This is a genomic window from Larkinella fluvii, assembly GCF_051857545.1.
GTDB lineage: Bacteria > Bacteroidota > Bacteroidia > Cytophagales > Spirosomataceae > Larkinella.
Genome location: NZ_JBPZHB010000008.1, coordinates 148,838 through 169,463, shown reverse-complemented (window position 1 = coordinate 169,463; position 20,626 = coordinate 148,838). Strand labels below are relative to the sequence as shown.

At 54.4% G+C, this 20,626-nt stretch carries 9 protein-coding genes; 4 read left to right on the top strand and 5 right to left on the bottom strand.

Annotated features, from left to right (window positions below; translation table 11 throughout):
* Nucleotides 1-63 precede the first annotated feature (63 nt).
* A complete protein-coding gene (locus tag ACS5NO_RS21865; protein WP_439417110.1) occupies nucleotides 64-1,842 on the top strand; it encodes a glycoside hydrolase family 9 protein in 1,779 nt (592 codons plus the stop codon).
* A gap of 132 nt (nucleotides 1,843-1,974) precedes the next feature.
* Here ACS5NO_RS21865 and ACS5NO_RS21860 read toward each other — a convergent pair whose 3' ends face one another.
* From ACS5NO_RS21860 to ACS5NO_RS21840, 5 genes are all read right to left on the bottom strand, one after another.
* The gene (locus ACS5NO_RS21860) at nucleotides 1,975-4,230 is read right to left on the bottom strand and encodes an ELWxxDGT repeat protein (protein WP_439417109.1); all 2,256 of its coding nucleotides are present in this window, start codon (nucleotides 4,228-4,230) and stop codon (nucleotides 1,975-1,977) included.
* Nucleotides 4,231-4,427: 197 nt separating this feature from the next.
* Nucleotides 4,428-5,414 (bottom strand): DMT family transporter, encoded by a 987-nt coding sequence (locus ACS5NO_RS21855; protein ID WP_439417108.1) that lies wholly within the window; start codon nucleotides 5,412-5,414, stop codon nucleotides 4,428-4,430.
* Between the two features lie 118 nt (nucleotides 5,415-5,532).
* Nucleotides 5,533-6,732 (bottom strand): glycine C-acetyltransferase, encoded by a 1,200-nt coding sequence (kbl, locus tag ACS5NO_RS21850; RefSeq protein WP_439417107.1) that lies wholly within the window; start codon nucleotides 6,730-6,732, stop codon nucleotides 5,533-5,535.
* A 1-nt stretch (nucleotide 6,733) separates the two neighbouring features.
* Complete coding sequence (locus tag ACS5NO_RS21845; RefSeq protein WP_439417106.1) at nucleotides 6,734-7,696, bottom strand: NAD-dependent epimerase/dehydratase family protein; 963 nt, start codon at nucleotides 7,694-7,696, stop codon at nucleotides 6,734-6,736.
* A gap of 809 nt (nucleotides 7,697-8,505) precedes the next feature.
* Nucleotides 8,506-11,766 carry a WD40/YVTN/BNR-like repeat-containing protein gene (locus tag ACS5NO_RS21840; protein WP_439417105.1) on the bottom strand — a complete coding sequence of 1,087 codons (3,261 nt, stop codon included), beginning with the start codon at nucleotides 11,764-11,766 and terminating at the stop codon, nucleotides 8,506-8,508.
* A 1,172-nt stretch (nucleotides 11,767-12,938) separates the two neighbouring features.
* On the opposite strand from ACS5NO_RS21840, the gene ACS5NO_RS21835 reads away from it, so the two are divergent.
* The 3 genes from ACS5NO_RS21835 (at nucleotide 12,939) to ACS5NO_RS21825 (ending at nucleotide 20,551) form a co-directional block, all read left to right on the top strand.
* Complete coding sequence (locus ACS5NO_RS21835) at nucleotides 12,939-15,929, top strand: SusC/RagA family TonB-linked outer membrane protein (protein WP_439417104.1); 2,991 nt, start codon at nucleotides 12,939-12,941, stop codon at nucleotides 15,927-15,929.
* Nucleotides 15,930-15,977: 48 nt separating this feature from the next.
* Nucleotides 15,978-17,381 (top strand): RagB/SusD family nutrient uptake outer membrane protein, encoded by a 1,404-nt coding sequence (locus tag ACS5NO_RS21830; protein ID WP_439417103.1) that lies wholly within the window; start codon nucleotides 15,978-15,980, stop codon nucleotides 17,379-17,381.
* 98 nt (nucleotides 17,382-17,479) lie between these two features.
* Nucleotides 17,480-20,551 carry a WD40/YVTN/BNR-like repeat-containing protein gene (locus ACS5NO_RS21825; protein WP_439417102.1) on the top strand — a complete coding sequence of 1,024 codons (3,072 nt, stop codon included), beginning with the start codon at nucleotides 17,480-17,482 and terminating at the stop codon, nucleotides 20,549-20,551.
* Nucleotides 20,552-20,626: the final 75 nt, after the last annotated feature.

The following is a 20,626-nucleotide window of genomic DNA, read 5'->3' as shown; positions in this document are numbered from 1 at the left end:
ATTCGACTCTGAAGAAACCGTAAACGCCTAGAATCGTTGTAGATTTGACTAAAATCTACGTCCATGCGATTTCCCAAACCTGCCCAATTTTCTGTTTTGCTGTCTTTTCTACTGGTGCTGGACGCCGGTTTTGCCCAAACACAGCCGCTTTCCACCAACATTCGCCTGAATCAGATCGGCTTTTACCCCACTGCCGCCAAAGTCGCTGTGGTCGTTGGCGATGCCTCGGGTGAATTCCGGATCACCACGCCGGATTTGAAGAAAACGGTTTTTAAAGGCACACTGAGCGAAGCCCGCCAGAATGCGATTTCGGGCAAAACCGCCCGGACGGCGGATTTCTCCGCGCTGAAAACCACCGGCACGTTTGTCGTCCTGATTCCCGGTCTGGGGCATTCCTATCCCTTCGATATCAAACCCAATGTTCACCGCGCCGTCGCCGTCGGTTCGCTGAAAGGCTTTTATTATCAACGGGTTTCGACGAATTTGCCCGCCCGTTACGCCGGGCAGTGGAGTCGTCCGGCGGGCCATGTCCGGGAAGATGCGCAGGTGCTGGTGCATCCTTCGGCGGTTTCGGAAGGGCGTCCGGCGGGTACGGTTCTGTCGTCGCCGGGCGGGTGGTACGACGCCGGAGATTACAACAAATACATTGTCAATTCGGGCATTACCACCGGCACGCTGTTGGCCCTCTATGAAGACTTTCCGCAGTTTTGCCAGACCTTCAAAACCGCTATTCCCGAAAGCGAGAACAAGATACCGGACCTGCTGGACGAGTCGCTCTGGAACCTGCGCTGGATGCTCACCATGCAGGACCCGGCCGATGGCGGGGTTTATCACAAACTGACCAACGCCCGGTTCGACGGTATGGTGATGCCCGACAAAGCCACCAGGGAACGGTATGTCGTTCAGAAAAGCATCACGGCGGCTCTCGACTTTGCGGCTGTGATGGCGCAGGCCGGGCGGATTTTCAAACCGTTGAGCCGTGAACTGCCGGGATTGTCGGACTCCTGCGTGACGGCTGCCGTTCGGGCGTGGAATTGGGCAAAGAAAAACCCCGATCAGTATTACCGTCAGAATGCGATGAATGAAGCGTTCGACCCGGATGTGGTCACCGGCGAATACGGCGACCGCGACGCCAGCGACGAGTGGATATGGGCAGCCGCAGAATTGTACGTAACCACGAAGAACGATGCCTATTATACGGCGGTCAACCTGTTTCCGGACGATAAAATGCCCTTGCCCTCCTGGGCGCAGGTTCGGCTGCTGGGCTATTACACCCTGGCCCGGTTCGAAAAAAGCCTGACGCCACTGGGTCAGAAAGACCTTCCGCAACTCAAAAAGCGGCTGGCCGGTTTTGCCGATGAACTGATCCGGGGCGTTGACCAACAGGCTTATCAAACCGTGATGGGCAAGTCGGCGCGGGATTACATCTGGGGCAGCAGCGCGGTCGCGGCCAATCAGGGCATTGCGCTGGTTCAGGCGTATCGCTTGACGAACGACAAAAAATACCTGCGCAACGCCCTGACCAACTTCGATTATCTGCTGGGCCGCAATGCGACCGGCTATTGCTTCGTCACCGGTTTTGGCGATAAGCCGGTGATGAATCCGCACCACCGGCCCTCGGTTGCCGATGGCATTGAAGCCCCGGTTCCGGGCCTGTTGTCGGGCGGTCCCAACGGCAATGCACCCAAACAGGATAAATGCGAAGGCTATACGGTCACGTCGGCGGATGAGCTGTTCATCGATGCGTCCTGCTCGTACGCGTCCAACGAAATTGCGATCAACTGGAATGCTCCGCTGGTGTATCTGGCCGGGGCACTGGAAGCGTTGCAGTCGGCTCACTGAAGAAGCTAACCATTCGATTTTGCCATCTTTAGTTTCGCCTTGGCCCGGTAGTCCAGTGCCCCGGGTTGCACCCGGGGTTATCCAGCGTCAAGCCTTTCAGGCTTGTTTTTTATGACGGATCGGTACCAGCCGTTATTGCTTACTCTTCAGTATTTTAACGGTTTGGGCTTGGCGGGAGCTGGCAACCCGAAGCAGCAAGATACTCGGTGCGGCATGGTGTACGGAAAACCGTTGGTGTTCCACTTCGGAAGCCCGAACGACCTCTTTTTCGGCCAGCACCCGGCCTTGCAGGTCGGTTAACAGCAACCGTAAGGGTTCGCCTTCCGCCCCCCGGACGTCGAACGAAAGCTGGTCACCCTGGATCGGATTGCCGAGTACGACCACGTCGAGCGGTTTTGGCGTTTCGGCCGATTCGGTAGCGATGCGGCTTCCGTTCGGGCAGGTCAGGTTTTTGGGTGCCCACTTCAGTACATAATTGCTGTTGAAGACCTTGGCGCTGATGACGTACGTCAGGCCGTTTTTCAGACTTGCCGGGGTCGGGAAACTGTAGGCGTGAACCCCGTTGCCTTTGCCCGAATCCTTCAGGTCCTGCCGGAAAATGTTGGCGTCGATGGTGCCAATGGAATTGCCGTTCGCAAAGAATTCGACTTTCATGACGGTGTTTGGCAGGTTTTTATCCCAAACCCAGCCACGCATCGTGCCGCACTCTACCTTGTCGAGATACCCTTCGAAATTACCCGTTACCACCGGCCCGGGACCGGGGTTGTTGACGGCGGGCTGAACGATGACTGTGGCACTGGACGCCGGGCTGATGCAGCCGCTGACGACGCAGTGGGCGGTATAAACGAACGTGCCGGTCGCCGAGGTCGGAACGGTGATGTTGCCTGTGCCGGTCGCATTGTTTGGCCCGCTCCAGTTCAATTGTCCCGAGCAGTTGGACGCCGTGAGGACTACCGCCGGGTCATTTTGGGTAACAGTTACCTTGTTTTGACCACCGGAAGCCAGGTTCGGCGCGGGCGGACTGACGCAGGGATTCAGACGGAACAATTGCTTGGTGCCGTTTGAACCCGTGGCGGCAAAATACAGCACACCATTGAGGGGCGTTAATTCATACGGTGATGAATCGGCCACACCCGGATTGATGTCGGCAATCGGGAACGTCCCGGCTTCAGTGCCATCGCTTTTCCAGAGTTCAAAACCGGTCGTGGTGGTTTTGGCACTCATATACAGCACACCGCCCATCTCGGCGAAACTGGTCGCGTCCGATGCTTCCTGGCCGGGGTTGATGTCTTTCACCAGGGCGGTTCCGGCCGTCGTGCCGTCGGTTTTCCAGAGTTCCCGACCTTTGCCCAGCGTATTGGCGGTAAAGAAAATCTGGTTGTTGACCACCGTCAGAAAACCGGGTACGCCGTTGGCTTCGCCCGGTGCGCCGGGAAGAATGTCTTTCAGCAGCGTGGTTCCGGGGGCCGAACCGTTGCTTTTCCAGAGTTCGATTCCGGCATTCGGTTCATAGGCTTTAAAATAAGCGACACCGTTGAGGTTGGTCAGAAAGGAGACTTCCGAAGGAGAAGAACCGGGATAGATGTCTTTGACCAACACCGTTCCGGCGGCCGTCCCGTCGCTTTTCCAGAGTTCGCTGCCCGTCGCCGAAGTCCATGCTGCAAAATACAGGGTGCCGTTGATGTTAGCCGGGTAAGCAATGTTGGATCCATTGGCACCGGCATAGATATCTTTCACCAGTACTGTACCAAAAGAGGTTCCGTCGCTCTTCCAGAGTTCGGAACCGCTGGTGCCGTTGTTGGCCTTGAAAAAGAGCGTGCCGTTGACGTTGGTCAGGTACTGCGGATCGCCATCGGCGGTTCCGTAGTTGATGTCTTTGACCAACACCGTTCCGGCTTCGGTGCCGTCGGTTTTCCAGATTTCACTGCCATGGGTGCCGTTGTTGGCCCGAAAAAACAGCGTGCCGTTGACATCGGTCATCCAGGCGGGATTCGACTCGTAGCCACCGCTTCGAATGTCTTTCACCAGCACGGTTCCGGCGGCCGTTCCGTTGCTTTTCCAAAGTTCCTGGCCGTTGGTGCCGTTATTGGCCGCAAAAAACAGGGTGTTGTTGACCACGATCATGCGCACGGGTGACGAACTGGCCGCGCCGGGATTGATGTCTTTCAGCAACATGGTTCCTGCGGCTGTTCCGTCACTTTTCCAGAGTTCGGCACCGTTGATGCCATCGTTGGCGTTGAAATAAAGGGCGCCATTGTACTGAATGATTTCGGTAATACCGCCGGGAAATGTTTTGAGGGAAAGGGGCGCCTGAGCCTGAACGGGAAATGTACTGACAAAGCTGAGCCAGCACCCCAGAACGAGGTGAATAAACGTAGATTTCTTCATGGTGTTCAAAAGTAAATGGTGTGGAGAACGTAACGATGGCGTAAAACTAGGCAGGAAAAGCGCCGGGTAGGAATATGAGTTAACAACAGGGGAGTCCGAACGAATAATCGGTGACATTTGGCAATAGCTGACAACAAAAGAAACGACCCTACCCCGCGCTGTCGGTGGGCGGGGTAGGCAAAAACCGTTCGGAAACGTTAGTGAACGTGATCCGGTTGCAGGATTTTTTTGGATTTGTTACTTTGGACCGACAGAAAGACGTAGTAACTCAGTCCGAACAGCATGATGAGAAAACCGAGATTGCCGTAAAAACCGGGCCAGCCGACGCCTTTGAAAATGATCTCACCGAGCAGTGTAAAGAAGATGGTGGTAACCTGCGTCGCTTCGACCGTGGCCAGGGCCGTGGGGTTTTTCCGAACCAGTTGAATGGCTTTGAAGAATAAAACGCTTCCCAGAACCCCTGAAAAAAGAGCCGCCATCAAGGACGAAAACACCTGCACTTTGGCCGGAGGACCGGATTCATAAAAACCGTAAACTGCCAGGAGAATCAAAACCGGCAGGCTCCCCAGACACATACCCAGAACGCGTTGCCAGGCACTCAGGTGAATATTTCGGTGTTCCAGATCAAGCATCAGTTTGCGGTTGCCGAGCGGCCACAAGAAGGCGGCCACCAGCGTTAACCCCAGGCTGATCAGCGTTGAATCGCCCAGGTGGAACGATTGCATTTTCTCAAGCTGCATCACCGCAATGCTGACCACGAGCAGGGCCGAAAGCAGCAGGGCCTTCCGGGGAATGATGGCCCGGTGATCTGAATAAATGAATGGCGCCAGCAGCAGGCCCGCCAGAATGGTGATTTCAAAACCGGCGGCTACGAGCCAGCCGGGTGCGAAAAGCGAGGCAAACGTCAGGAAGGCGTAGAAAATTCCGAAGCCGACGTTGCCCCAGATCAGAAACGTGCCGGGCATCTGTTTCAGGACGACCAGCAGCGGTTTTAACTGACGGTTCCCGGCAACGATGATCAACAGAAAAGGAAGCAGCAGCCAATACCGGAGCGATGCCGTCCAGGCCCAGTGTGAACCGGAAAAAGCCATCAGACTGTTGACAATCAGCCCAACGGAGAGGAACAGGTTACTGACCAATCCCAGCGCAATGGCCTGGATTACGGTTTTGCTTTCTTTTGTCATTGATTTACAGTGGGTTGTATTCTTTCGGCCGAAACGCAACGCAATGACATGAACACAAATCCCCCTACCCGGTGTGTTCCGACCGGCCCCAGGCTGTATGGTAGGGGAATGAATTCGATCAGGCGGGAATCACGCCCAGTTCCTGACCAATTTTGGTGAAGGCAGCCACCGCTTTTTCCAGGTGCTCCGGCTCATGACCCGCCGAAATCTGCACCCGAATCCGGGCTTTGCCCTTGGGAACAACCGGGTAGAAGAAACCGATGACGTAGATGCCTTCTTTCAGCAACCGGGCGGCAAATTCCTGCGCCAGCGGTGCGTCGTAGAGCATGATCGGCACAATCGGGTGTTCGCCGGGGATGATGTCGAAACCGGCGGCCGTCATCGCTTCCCGGAAATACCGGGTGTTGGTTTCCAGTTTGTCCCGCAGGTGCGTCGACGCATTCAGCAACTCCAGCACTTTCAGCGATGCGCCGACAATCGATGGTGCCAGCGTGTTGGAAAACAGGTACGGCCGCGACCGTTGGCGGAGCAGTTCAACGATTTCTTTCCGGGCCGCCGTAAAACCGCCGGAAGCCCCGCCGAGTGCTTTTCCGTAGGTGCCGGTGATGATGTCGATTCGCCCCAGAACGTTGCGGTATTCGGCGGTGCCGCGCCCCGTTCGGCCCAGAAAACCGCTGGCGTGGCATTCGTCGATCATCGTCATGGCACCGTATTGGTCAGCCAAATCACAGATTTTATCCAGTTGGGCGATGGTTCCGTCCATCGAAAAGGCGCCGTCGGTAACAATCAATTTACGGCGTGACGAGGAAGCGGCCTGTAGCTGAGCCTCCAGATCGGCTATGTCATTGTGTTTATACCGGAACCGTTTGGCCTTGCACAGCCGGATGCCGTCGATGATCGACGCGTGATTGAGTTCGTCCGAAATGATGGCATCTTCTTCGTTCAGCAAGGGTTCGAACACGCCCCCGTTGGCGTCGAAGGCAGCCGCGTATAAAATGCAGTCTTCCGCTCCGACGAACTCGGCGGTTTTTTGCTCCAGTTCCTTGTGAATGTCCTGCGTACCACAGATAAACCGCACCGATGACATGCCGAAACCGTGGCTCTCAAGCGCCTGGTGAGCCGCTTCGATGACATCGGGGTGGGAGGAAAGTCCCAGGTAATTATTGGCACAGAAGTTCAGTACTTTCTGTCCGTCTTTCACGGCAATAATGGCCGACTGCGGGGAGACAATGATCCGCTCGGATTTGTAGAGACCGGCTTCTTTGATGCTGTCCAGTTCCTGCTGAAAGGATGCGCGGGTAGTTTCGTAAGGAGTCATGTTATTTCAGTTGGGATTGTGGATCGTAAATTAGGGTAAGTTGGGTAATCATTTCGCGGGTCATGGCGGGCAGATCGTAGTGCGGTTGCCAACCCCAGTCGTGCCGGGCCGCCGAATCATCGATGGTTTTGGGCCACGAATCGGCAATTTCCTGCCGGAAATCCGGTTTATAACGGGTCAAAAAATCCGGAAAATACGTTTGAATGGACGCTGTCAGTTCGGCGGGCGTAAAACTCATGCCGGTCAGGTTATACGAGGTCCGCACCTGAACCCGATCTTCGGGCGCTTCCATCAGTTCCATCGTCGCCCGAATGGCATCGTCCATGTAGATCATGGGCAAGCGGGTGTTTTCCGACAGAAAACACTCAAACGGCAGGTGTTGAACGGCTTTGTGGTAAATGTCGACGGCATAATCCGTGGTTCCTCCGCCGGGCATGGACTGGTAGCTGATGACGCCGGGGTAGCGCAGCGAGCGAATGTCCAACCCGTATCGTTTGTGGTAATACATCGACCAGTTTTCGGCGGCCACTTTGCTGATTCCGTACACCGTCGACGGGTCCATGTAGGCGGTTTGCGGTGTTTCGTATTTGGGAGAATGATCGCCGAAAGCCGCAATGGAACTGGGAACGAACACTTTATCGAGTTTATAGGTCCGGCCTACTTCAAAGACGTTCAGCAGGGTTTGCATGTTCAGATTCCAGGCATTGATCGGGTCGGATTCGCCTTTGGCCGAGAGAACGGCGGCCAGGTGGTAAATCTGGGTAACGTTATATTTCCGGACAATTCGGGCCAGCTCGTCCGGTTGCGTGGCATCCAGGATTTCAAACGGCCCCTGCGGCAGGGTCGGCATTCGTAAATCCGACGCCACCACGGAGTCGACTCCGAAACGATCCTGTAGGCAGGGGAGCAGAGCCGTACCGATTTGTCCGTTGGCTCCGATCAGTAAAATAGTGTCTCGCTTCATGTACGTGTGGTCTCAGAAAGCTGAAAAAGGGTTGTTGATGAAGTCGTTCGTGCGTAAAAAGAGGCAAATGTGCTTTTGATAATTTCCTTTACAAATCTAAATAATAAACGATTTTAACTTATGCATTGGATAAAACTCAATAAATATTACTGTATAAATTCGTATTGGTAGGAATTTAATCGGAATCTGCTTTCCGTCGACTCTACTGGCAGAAATTTTTTCTAGACGTATCTGGCAGGAACCAGCATAGCGGGGTAAAATGCCGGCAAAGAGGTGTTAATCGAGCGGGAAACAGGATAGGAAAACCATTCGGTAATGCGTTCCTGGTGGAAGCGAACGGTTTTATTGAAAACGGGACAGAGGGAACCCGGTAATGGGTTTTTCAATTCGTTCAGGCGGTTTTCGCCAGGAAATGCCTGAAGAAGAAATCCAATAAAATAAATAATTTCCGGCGAACAGATTTCGGTTAGAATCGGGACATTCCAGATGCTATACGGGTCGCTTAGCGACCGAATGTTTGTAGAAAGCAGGTTGATTTTGATTTTTTTGGTCGCGTTGCGATCTGACAAAAAGGATGCTGCGGTGAAATGTGTGCTATAAACATCTGGTCGCTATGCGACCTCTCAAAATAGGTTTCGGTGAGACCTGGTCTACACATATTTGGTCGCTATGCGACCACAAGAGAGGGGAAATGGGCTTGTTTTCTGAAGAAACCGCCTTGAAAACAAGTAGAGAAAAAGAAGAAAGTCGTGAAAGAGAGAAGAACTGGTCTTTGCTCTCACGTCTTTCTTCTCACCTCTCACAAACCGTTAGGGCGTAATGGCCGGGATGCGTTGCTCGGTTACCAGTCGGTTGAACTCCGGAACCTGCTGATTGATAATATCTTTCAGTTTTGTCAGCGAACCGTCGACCTGTTTTTCCAGGGCTTCGTAAACCGTGTAGGACGCTTTGGTCGGCTTGGTATCGGCCGACGAAACGACCGAACTAACCCCCGCCAGTTTGTCATTCAGGCGGATGGGATAGGCCAGCGCATCCTGTTGCGCTTTTGATTTGGGTTGCATCAGCTCCGACTCTAGTTTGTCCAGCGTTTCGAGCATCGGCTGCGTCACTTTCTTGAATTTTGCCGCCACTGCCGGGTCTTTCACGTCCTTCATATACCCGTTCACCTGATTCCGGATCTGCCGAATCTGGTTGACGCCCTTGTGCGTTTCCGACAACTTGTTGTTGATCTTCGACAACAGATCAAACTGCGCTTTGTAATCCGCATCCGTCAGTTTCAGGCGGGGATCTTTCAGGATTTCGAACGGTTGTTCGGCCACCAGCGAATCTCCCAGCAAAAGCCGGACTTTGTATTGCCCCGGAACCACTTTGGCACCCGTTCCGCGGCCGGTCCACATCACGTTGATGCCATCAACCGGGGTTACATCCGGATACCGCATGTCCCAGACAAAAGCGTTCATGCCCGAAAGCGCCGGAGCCGTTCCCGGTCTTTTGGCTGTCGCATCGTCGTAAAATTCCTTCGCGATTTTTAGCGGTGTTCCCTTTTTGTCTTTGGTATTGGAATACGTAATGATCGTGTCGCCTGCCGTGGTCATGAAGAGCAATTTCAGTTCTTTGGCTGGTTTGTTTTTCAGGTAATACCGCACCAGAACACCGTTGGGCGCGTTTTCGCCTTCGTCCAGCGAGGGGCCGCTGCGCAGGTTTTCGGTGCCGCCGTCCATCCGGTAAGCCGGACGCGGTTTGAATAAATGCACCGATTTGCCAGCCAACGTTCCCTTGGCTTGCTGATCGGCGATCTCGTGCAGGGGCGTAATGTCGTCCATGATCCAGAACGACCGGCCGTGCGTGGCCACCACCAGGTCTTTCTCCCGTTTGTGAATCTGGAGGTCGCGGATGGGCGTGATGGGCAGGTTCAGATTCAGCTTCTGCCAGGAAGTTCCATCGTTGAACGATACATACACACCACGTTCGGTACCGGCATACAACAGACCAGCTTTGTTGGGATCTTCCCGAACCACATGGCAATATTCGTCCGCCGGAATGCCTGCCGTGATCAATGTCCAGGTTTTTCCGTAATCCGTTGTTTTGAACAGATACGGTTTGCGGTCGCCCGACATGTAGCGTTTGGCCGCCAGATACGCTTTTCCGGTCGTGTGCTCAGACGGGTGAATCATGCTCATGATGGCCCATTCCGGCAGTTGCGAAGTGGGCGGGGTAATTTTCTGCCAGCTTTTGGCACCGTCGCGGCTGATGTGCATCAAACCGTCGTCGGAACCCGCCCAGAACACGTTTTTCTCGATGGGCGATTCGGCAAAGGTGAAAACCGTCGGGAACGTCTCGGCACCGGTATTGTCTTTCGTGATCGGCCCGCCCGTATCGCCCTGCGTTTTCGGGTCATTGCGCGTCAAATCCGGGCTAAGGTCTTCCCACGTATGACCGTAATCGTAGCTGCGGTGAACGTGCTGCGAGGTCACATACAGGGCTTTGGGGTCGTGTGGAGAAAAGACAATCGGGAACGTCCACTGAAACCGGTATTTCCGGTCGGCAGAAGGCGCTCCCATGCTGTAATCCGGGTAGACGTTGATGCGCTGGTTTTGATCGGTCGCCTTGTCGTAGCGGGTGATCAAACCGTCGTAGCTTCCCCCAAATGTCACTTCGGGATTGTTGGGGTCGGACGTAATGTAGCCCGACTCGCCACCGGCCACCTGATACCAGGCACCAGCCCCGATTGAGAAATCCGTCGTGCGGCTGGCAATCCGGATCGCCGAGTTGTCTTGCTGCGCACCGTAGAGGTTATACGGAAAGTCGTTATCGAGCGAAACGTGGTAAAACTGCGCCGTCGGAATGTCGATGTCGGAGAACGTTGCCCCGCCGTTATAGGTCACTTCGGCCCCGCCGTCGTCGGCAATGATGAAGTTTTGGGGGTTCTTCGGATTCCACCAGATGTCGTGTGTATCGCCGTGGTGAACCGGAATCCGGGAGAAGGTTTTACCGCCATCATACGACTTTAAGGCATTCACGTTCAGGATGATCAGGCCGTTTTCGTTCTGCGGGTCGGCTGCCAGCATCATGTAATACCACGGACGTTGCCACAGGTTTTTGTCTTCGTTGATCAGTTGCCAGGTCATGCCCGCATCGTCGGAACGGTACAAACCGCCTTTGGCATTTTCGACCATCGCATACAGGCGGTTGGAGTTAACCGGCGAAACCGTGATACCGATTTTTCCGAGCAGGCCTTTGGGCATACCCGGTTTGTCGTGCAGGCTGATCCAGGTGTCACCCCCGTCGGTTGATTTGTACAGGCCGCAACCCGGTCCACCGCTGCTCATCATGTAGCTATTTCGGTAGGCCTGCCACATCGACGCATAAACGATCGACGGATTGTTGGGGTCAAGTTCCACCACGGCAGCTCCCGTGCTGTCGTTTTTGGCCAGAATGTGTTTCCACGATTTGCCGCCGTCGGTGGTACGGAAAACACCGCGTTCCTTGTTCGGCGCAAACGGATTGCCCAGAGCTGCCACGTAAGCAATGTCCGGGTTTTGGGGATGGACTTCGATGTTGCCAATCGCGTCGGCCATCTTCAGGCCCATGTGTTTCCAGGTCTTGCCGGCATCGGTCGATTTGTAGACACCGTCGCCGTACGAAATGTTGCTGCGAATGTCGGATTCGCCCATACCGACGTAGATGATATTCGGATCAGAGGGTGCTACGACAATCGCACCAACCGAACTGGATTTGAATGTGCTGTCGGAAATTGAAAGCCAGTTGGCCCCGCCATCGACGGTTTTCCAAACGCCACCGCCGGTAGTTCCAAAGTAGTACGTCAGGGGTTGGTCGACGTGACCGGCGGCTGCCAGGGAGCGCCCACCCCGGAACGGCCCGATGTTACGCCACCGCAAGCCGTTGAAAAGGCTTTCCGAAATTGTAGAAACGGCGGTGGAGGGGGAAGCGGTTTTGGCTTTTCGCTGGGCCACGGCCAGGTCGGGGCTCAGGAGCAGACCCAGCACGACCCAAGCAACGGCGGCTGAGGCCCGATTGCCCAAAAAAGATGCTGATAAATGATTTTTCATGAACGAAAGATAAGAGTTGTGCAGGGCCGTACAAGTCGGGCATAGGCCCGGGAGCACGACATCTGTGGGAAGTTTTTTCTGGTAAAACACCGGGCAACGACTGCTCCGAACACGCCGGGTCAGGCCGCACATAACGCGTCGGTCGGAGACAGTCGGGCCGGTATACCAATCAAGCAAGATCTTCAGGTTTTTTGCTACAGACCCCAAACCGTTTTTCTGTGCTTTCCTGCAACTCCCCTTCCAGAGTGGCAATGCACACAAAATCCGTTCAGGCAGTAAAAACCTGTTACAGTACGCAATGATGATGATCTGGATTGTCAATGACAACCCGATACAGTTGTTATTTCAACTGCTGGTTTTCGCTACAGGCTTCGAGTGCGGCTGGAAGCGGGTAGCGGGTGGTAAGCCTTGTAAATATTTCGTAAACTCCTCCCAAATATTAGAAGCAATCCAACCGATGTCAAGTTTAATAGTATTTTAATTTTGGCAAGTAATGATTTTCGCAGATAGAAAAAACAATATAAAAGAATAGTGCAAAATTCGGTTTGCTTTGTTTTGGATATTCAGGGAAAAACCAATATATCTGCTCACCAATCCAATTGTTTCGATGTACAATATATTCCGTCTATTTGACAATGGGTGGAGAAAATAATAAGCTAAATTTTGTTTTAACAATAAAAAACACTGTTGCAAGTTGAAATAAAAGAAAATATTATTGATCTTTTTCTTTGTATTAAAATTGGCTTTTTCCTAAATTTGCCAAAGAATATTCTTCGTAGCTCTCCAAGTACATTCTCAGGGTTTGCTTCATTCGCCAGCTCTGTTTATTCCCTTCCAGTCAAGCAAGAAAAGTAGCCGTTTGGAACCAATTCAGACGGAGTTTCCCATTTCTAACCACGAGTTATCATGGCTACTACTTTCTTACATACCGCTGCCAGGCCTGTACATTAACAGGGGCTGGTTTTTCAAATACACGAATACCGACTCGTCTACGGCGTCCGATCTGCCCGCCCGGTACGCTGGCTTTGTGCTACGTGTGTCCGGCCAGAGCGTAACCTGTTTGCAAACGGAAATGAATCGACCCCAATCACCGGACTAGTAGATCCGGGAAGGCTGCTACGTCCGTTGCCCATCTCCACCGGAGTTTGTGTAACCCAAAATCAACTCATCAAATGAAGCAAATTGCTACTGTTCTTATTCTTATTTTTTCCGCCCATCTTCTGCATGCGCAGGACCGCATCCTGAAAGGGATCGTGAACAGCCAGGAAGAAAATACCGGCATACCGGGCGTGAATGTAGTGCTGAAAGGCACTTCGATCGGCACGACCACCGATGCCAATGGTGCCTATCAGCTCAGCATCAGTACCAAAGGCGGAACGTTGGTTTTTTCTTCCATTGGATTCCAGAATAAAGAAGTGGTCATCGGAAACCAGTCGAAAATCGACGTGGTCTTGGTGACCGATACCAAGATTTTAACGGAAGTGATTGTGACCGGCTATGGAACACAGGCCCAGAAAACCATCACGGGTTCCATCGCGTCGGTAAGCGGTAAAGCCATCGAAAACATTCCGGCTCCGAGCAGCGACCAACTCCTCCAGGGACGGGCCGCCGGGGTGCAGGTGAGCGCCAACTCCGGTACGCCCGGGGGCGGCATGATGGTGCGGGTGCGGGGAACGACCTCCATCAACGGCTCCAGCGATCCGCTGTACGTCGTCGACGGTATTCCGATTCAGTCGGGGAGCCTTTCGGCAATTGGCCTGGGCGGAAGCACCACCAACCCCATCGCCGACATCAACCCGGCCGACATTGCCTCCATGGAAATTCTGAAAGATGCCTCTGCCACCGCGATTTACGGGGCGCGGGCGGCCAATGGTGTCGTGCTGATTACTACCAAACGCGGAGCCAATAAGAAAGCAAAGATCAGCTTCGGTACCTACATCGGTACGCAGAACCTGTGGCGCAAACCCGCCGTGGTCGACGGAACGACCTTCGAAACGCTGATCAACGAAGCTTCGGTCAACAACGGCCAGGCGGCCCCGTATGCCAATCCGGCCGGAACCATCAACACCGACTGGCGAGAGCCGGTTTTCCAGAACGGACTCCTGCGCAACCATGACCTGTCGATTACGGGCGGTACCGACAAAATCCAGTACCTGGTTTCGGTCAACAACTTCTTTCAGGAAGCCGTCATCAAAGGCTCCGATTTCAAACGGACGAGCGGCCGGGTCAACCTCGACTTTACGCCCATCAACAAAGTGAAAGTCGGAACCAGCGTCCTGTTCTCCCGGAACTTCCGGAACCGGGTTCGGAACGACGACAACATTTCCGGTGCGCTGGAAGGCTCCTTCTTTCTGCCGCCTAACCTGCCTTTTTACCAGGCCAATGGTTCGTATACCAAATTCGGAACTTTCGAAAGCCCGCTGGCGGCTGTTGAACACAACGACATCACGATGTCGACCAACCGGTTTCTGGCTAATGTATACGCCCAATACGACATTATACCGGGTTTGAGTCTGCGGTCCAGCTTCAGCCTGGATTACAGCAACATCCAGGAAGATCTCTACGACGACACGTTTCTGAACAACGGTGCTGCGGTCAACGGCTCGGCCCGTTCGGTCAACACGCGGGATGATAACTGGGTGCAGGAGAACGTGTTGACGTTCCAGCGGAGTTTCGGCAATCACTCGATCAATGCGTTGGTGGGAACGTCGGTTCAGGAGTCGGTTTTCAGCCGGACGTCGGCTACGGGCCAACAGTTTCCCAGCAACGACTTCCGCAAAATCATCTCGGCGGCTGTTCAAACCGGTACGTCGGAAGGTTCCAGTTGGGGAATCGCTTCGGTGTTTGGCCGGTTTGTATACGACTACAAAAACAAATACCTGGCAACGGTGAACGTCCGGCGCGATGGTTCTTCCCGGTTTGGGGTGGCCAACCGCTGGGGAACATTCCCGTCGGTGGCCGTGGGCTGGCTGCTCTCCGAGGAGTCGTTCATGAAATCGGTGTCGGCAATCAACGTGCTGAAACTCCGGGCCAGCTACGGTTTTACGGGGAACCAGAGCGGGATTACGAATTTTCAGTCCCTGGGCCTTTGGGGTGGCAACCTGAACGACCTGGGCGATGTGTCCGGTTCTTCGGCGTATGTGAACTTGCCGGGAACGGCACCCGTCCAGTTGGCCAATCCCAACCTGAAATGGGAAACCACGGAGCAAACCAACGTTGGGCTTGATCTGGGTTTGCTGAAAAACCGCCTGAAAATTACCGCCGACTATTACGTCAAGAACACGCGGGATCTGTTGCTGGCTGTTCCGGTGCCCCGGACCTCCGGTTTCAATACGCTGGTGCAGAACTACGGTTCGGTGCAGAACAGTGGGGTCGAACTGGGTATCAATGCCGACGTCCTGCGCGGTGGAGCAGACAAGCTCGACTGGAATGTGAACTTTAACATTGCCACCAACAGAAACCGCCTGACCAAGCTGGCCGCGCCGTTCACCGTCTACAACCGGGATATTTACCGCTACGAAGAGGGTTACTCCATGTATTCGTTCTATTTCCACGAGCAAACCGGCGTCAACCGGGAAACGGGAGCGCCCATTTTTACGGATGTGAATGGTGATGGCAAGTTTGACGCCAACGTCGATCGCAAGATCGTGGGCAACGCCAACCCGGATTTCTTCGGCGGGATTACCAACACGCTGTCTTACAAAGGCTTCGACCTGATGTTCTTCTTCCAGTATTCTTATGGAAACATGCAGTTGCACTGGAACCGCTTTTTCCAGGAACACGGCGGTACGCGGAATACCAACTTCATGACGAGCCAACTGGATCGCTGGCAAAAACCGGGTGATGAAACGATGATCCCGAAAATGACGGCGGAAAACTATTCGGGCAATCTGCGCCCTTCGCGCTTTCTGGAAGATGGTTCGTACATGCGTCTGAAAAACCTGTCGATCGGTTACAGCCTGCCAGCTACGCTGTTGAGCAAAATTAAGCTGTCGAGTGCGCGGGTTTACGTGTCCGGCCAGAATGTCCTGACGTTCACGAAGTACACCGGTTTGGACCCGGAACTGACCGGAACGGCGGCCACCAACCTTACGCAGGGCATCGAGTTCTACACGATGCCGCAACCACGGGTGTATATGGCTGGTATCAACGTAAGTTTTTAACCGTTCTCAACCGCTACTGACAGGATGTACCCATTTAAAATTGACGCCATGAAAAGACTGAATCATATTCTTCTGACCACTGCTTTGTGCAGTGTATTGACGGCCTGTGATGTGCTGGATCAGGAACCGCAGGCCGAGGTGTCGGAAAGCGTTGCTGTTACCAACCTGAAAGGTGCCACGGCGGCCATGGCCGGGATGTATAACCAGCTCCAGGACGGAAACTATTACGGGCGAAACTTCATCCTGATGGGCGATGTCGCAGCCGATATTTCACAAAGCGTGGGAACCTGGGATTTTTACCGGGAAATGGACACCTACGTGACGGCACCGGCCAACCGGGAAAATGCCGCCATGTGGACCCGGGCCTACCGCGCGGTCAACATCGCGAACACGCTGATCGAAGCCGTTCCGACCCTGACGGACATTCCGGATGCCACCAAGAACGCCATTCTGGGGCAGGCGTATTTTATCCGGGGCCTGACGTTTTTTGACCTGACCCGTTCATACGGGGGCGTGCCGGGTGTAGTAGGGACGATGGGCATTCCGCTGGTGCTGAAGCCTTCCAAACAGGTCGACGATTCGTTGTTTCCGAGCCGGTCTACGCTGGTGGAGTCCTATGCGCAGGTGGAAAGCGATCTTCTGAAGTCACTTGAGCTATTGCCGGAAACGCACGCGAACATCACGACCACCCGTTCGCAGGCCGTGAAGGGAACCGCCCGGGCGCTGCTTTCCCGCCTGTATCTGTATACCAACCAGCCCCAGAAAGTGATCGAGTATGCCAACCTGGTCATCAACGACAGTAAATATGCCTTGCTGGGTTCTTACGAATCGATTTTCTCGGGGGCTTTTTCTACCGAATCCATTTTTGAACTAGCCTTTGGTTCCACCGACCAGAGCGGTCTTCGCAACTGGTATTTTCCGTCCAGTATGGGTGGCCGGGGCGACATTGCCATTCACGAAGGATTCTACGCCGAACTGATTGCCAATCCAAGCGATGTGCGGGGAAAAATGACGGCCCGTGACAATGTGGTCGGTGTCTATTACTCGACGAAATACCAGAAAGCCGGTAACATCGATAACGTTCATATTTTGCGGATTGCCGAGGTGTATCTGAACCGGGCGGAAGCCTTGGCCCAAACCGGAAACCTGACCGGTGCGTTGGCCGATCTGAACCGGATCAGAACGCGGGCCGGACTGGCCGCTTCGACGGTCACCGGTTTGCAGCCGACCTTGCAGGCCATCTGGCAGGAACGGAAAATTGAGCTGGCGTTTGAAGGCCACCGCTTCTTCGATCTGGTCCGGACCAACCAGGCCATGACCAAACTGGTGGCTGTTGCCCGGAAAAATGGTCCGCCGATTACGCTGACGAACGCGGGACGGCAGGTTTTCCCGATTCCCCTGGCGGACATCGATTCCAACAAGAATCTGGATCAGAACGAAGGCTACCGCTAGAGAATCGACCCGGAATTGGACGATCAATAAATAACCCATCCGGATCTCCTGATGAAGCGTTAAATTAACCCTACATACTTTTTTTGAAAAAACAGTCTATGAAATTACACCACTGTCTCATTCTGACGGCTTTAGGGGGGCTTCTGCTGACCGAGCCGGCCGCGGCTCAGTCGTCTTCGCCGGTGTTGGCGACCGACTCCCTGCATTTTAAAGGAATGACCTGGCGCAACATTGGTCCCAACCGGGGCGGTCGCTCCCTGGGGTCTTCGGGGAGTTCCTCGCGCAAACAGGAATACTATTTTGGCGCGGTTGGTGGTGGCTTATGGAAAACCGTCGATGGCGGGAATACCTGGGCACCCGTTACCGATGGTCAACTGCAAAGTTCTTCAGTGGGGGCGGTGGCCGTTTCGGAAACCAACCCGGATGTGGTCTACATCGGAACCGGCGAAACCCAGTTTCGGGGCAACATCATGCAGGGTGATGGCGTTTACAAAACCACCGACGCGGGCAAAACCTGGAAGAACATCGGTCTGAAAAATACGCAGGCCATTGCCCGGGTTCGCGTGCATCCCACCGACCCGAATACGGTTTACGTAGCGGCTCTGGGCCATCCGTACGGCCCGAACGAAGAGCGGGGTGTTTTCCGGACTACCGACGGCGGTACGACCTGGAAAAAAGTTCTGTACAAAGGTGACAAAGCTGGTGCGGCCGACCTCATCATCGACCCCACGAATCCGAAAGTGATCTACGCGTCGATCTGGCAGGTGTATCGCACGCCCTACAAAATGTGGGGGGGCGGTGGTGCCTGCGGTTTGTTCAAATCGACGGACGGGGGCGACACCTGGACCGAACTGACCAACAAACCGGGGATGCCCAAAGGGCCGGTCGGCAAAATTGGCGTGACGGTTTCGCCGGTCGATCCCAACCGCGTCTGGGCCATTGTGGAAGCCAACGACGGCGGTGTATACCGGTCTGACGATGCCGGGATGACCTGGAAATACGTCAACTCCGAGCGGAAACTGCGTCAGCGGGCGTTCTACTACTCGCGCATCTACGCCGATCCGAAAGACAAAGATGGCGTATACTGCCTCAATGTCGGTTTCTTCAAATCGTCGGACGGCGGGGTGAAATTCGACAAAACGATTACGGTGCCCCACGGTGACAACCACGACCTGTGGATCGACCCGGCCGACCCGATGCGGATGGTCTCGTCCAACGACGGCGGGGGAACGGTTTCGGTTAACGGCGGCAAAACCTGGACGGACGAAAACTTCCCGACGGCGCAGTTGTACCACATCACGGTGACCAATGATTTTCCGTACCATGTGGCCGGTGCCCAGCAGGATAACTCAACCGTGGCAGTGGCCAGCGAAGGCTGGAACCACATGCAGGCCCGGTCCAATTCACTCAAGAAATCGGAACGGTATTACGACGTTGGGGGAGGAGAGAGCGGCTACATTGCCCAGGACCCGAAAAACCCGGACATTTTCTACGCCGGTAGCCAGGGGGCGTTGTTGACGCGCTACAACCGGGCCACCGGTCAGGTGCGGGATGTGCAGGTGTATCCCCGGTTTTTCTCCGGCGAACCCTCCAGTGCGTTGCCCGAACGCTGGCAGTGGACGTATCCCATCGTGTTCTCGCCGGTCGATCCGAACCGCTTGTATGTTTGTTCACAGCACGTCTGGATGTCGACCAACGAGGGGCAATCGTGGCAGAAAATCAGCCCGGACCTGACGCTGGCCGATACGGCCTCCCTCGGAAAAAGTGGCGGGGTCATTACGATGGACATGAACGGCCCGGAAATCTACGCGACGGTTTTTGCGCTCGCGCCTTCGTTCCACGATGTCAACACGATCTGGGCCGGTTCCGACGACGGGCTGGTACACATCACCCGCGATCACGGCAAAACCTGGCAGAACATTACGCCGAAAGATTTGCCGAAACACACCCGGATCAGCATCATCGACGCGTCGCGGCACAAGCCCGGAACGGCTTACATTGCCGCCAAGCGGTATCAGATGGACGACCGCGCCCCGTATCTCTGGAAAACGGATGACTACGGAAAAACCTGGAAAAAAATCGTGACCGGCATTGGTGCCGGGCATTACGCCCACACGGTTCGGGAAGACATGACGAAGCCCGGTTTGTTGTATGCCGGTACGGAACACGGTGTTTATGTGTCGTTCAATGACGGCGACAACTGGCAGCCGATGCAACTGGGTTTGCCCGACACCCAAATCTCCGATCTGATCGTAACCGAAAAAGATCTGGTGATCGGTACCCACGGTCGTTCGATGTATGTGCTGGACGATGTGGCTCCGATTCGGGAATTTTCGCCCGAAGTCGCCAAAGCCGACGTGCATTTTTTCAAACCGTATAGTGCCGTCCGTCGGGTTCAGAATGCGGTTTTCCAGTACTACCTGGCGAAACCGTCCGACAAAGTGAAAATTGAAATTCTGGATTCGAAAGGCAATCTGGTTCGCAGTTTCGAAAGCGTCGATGCACCGGCAGCGGGAGAGAAAGCACCGGCGGCTGAGATGGAAGAGGACAATCCACGCGCTCCACGCGTAAAACCGCCGACGAAAAATGCCGGCCTGAACCGCTTCGAGTGGGACATGCGCTATCCGGGAGCCACCGAGTTCAAAGGCATGATTGTCTGGAGTGCGCGGCCCACGATGGGACCGCTGGCTCCTTCGGGAAAATACCAGATCCGGCTCACGACTGCTGGCAAAACCCTCACGCAACCGTTTGAAATCAAGCTCGATCCGCGTTTGAAGGGTGTAAGCGATGCTGATGTTCAGGAACAGTTCCAACTGGCGATTAAACTCCGTGACCAAACCAGCAAGGCGAACGACGCGGTGGTTCAGATTCGGGATTTGAAAGAAAAACTGGGCAAAACCAACAGCCCGGCCAACAAAAAGATCATCGAGCAACTGAGCATCGTGGAAGAAAACCTGTATCAGATCCGCAACCAGAGTGGTCAGGATCCGCTGAACTTCCCGATCAAGCTCAACAACCGCCTGGCGTCGTTGTGGCGGAGCGTTGAAACCGGGGATGCCAAACCGACCGACGGCTCGTATAAAGTGTACGAAGAACTGTCGGCAGAACTGAATCAGCACCTGGGCGAACTGGAGTCGATTCTGAAGACGAAGACTATCAAGAGTTTGTAAATTGACTAACTAACCCTGCCCACTACCAGCTAATCAGGACGAAAGTTCCGGTTAGCTGGTTCCTGTTTTTTTGAA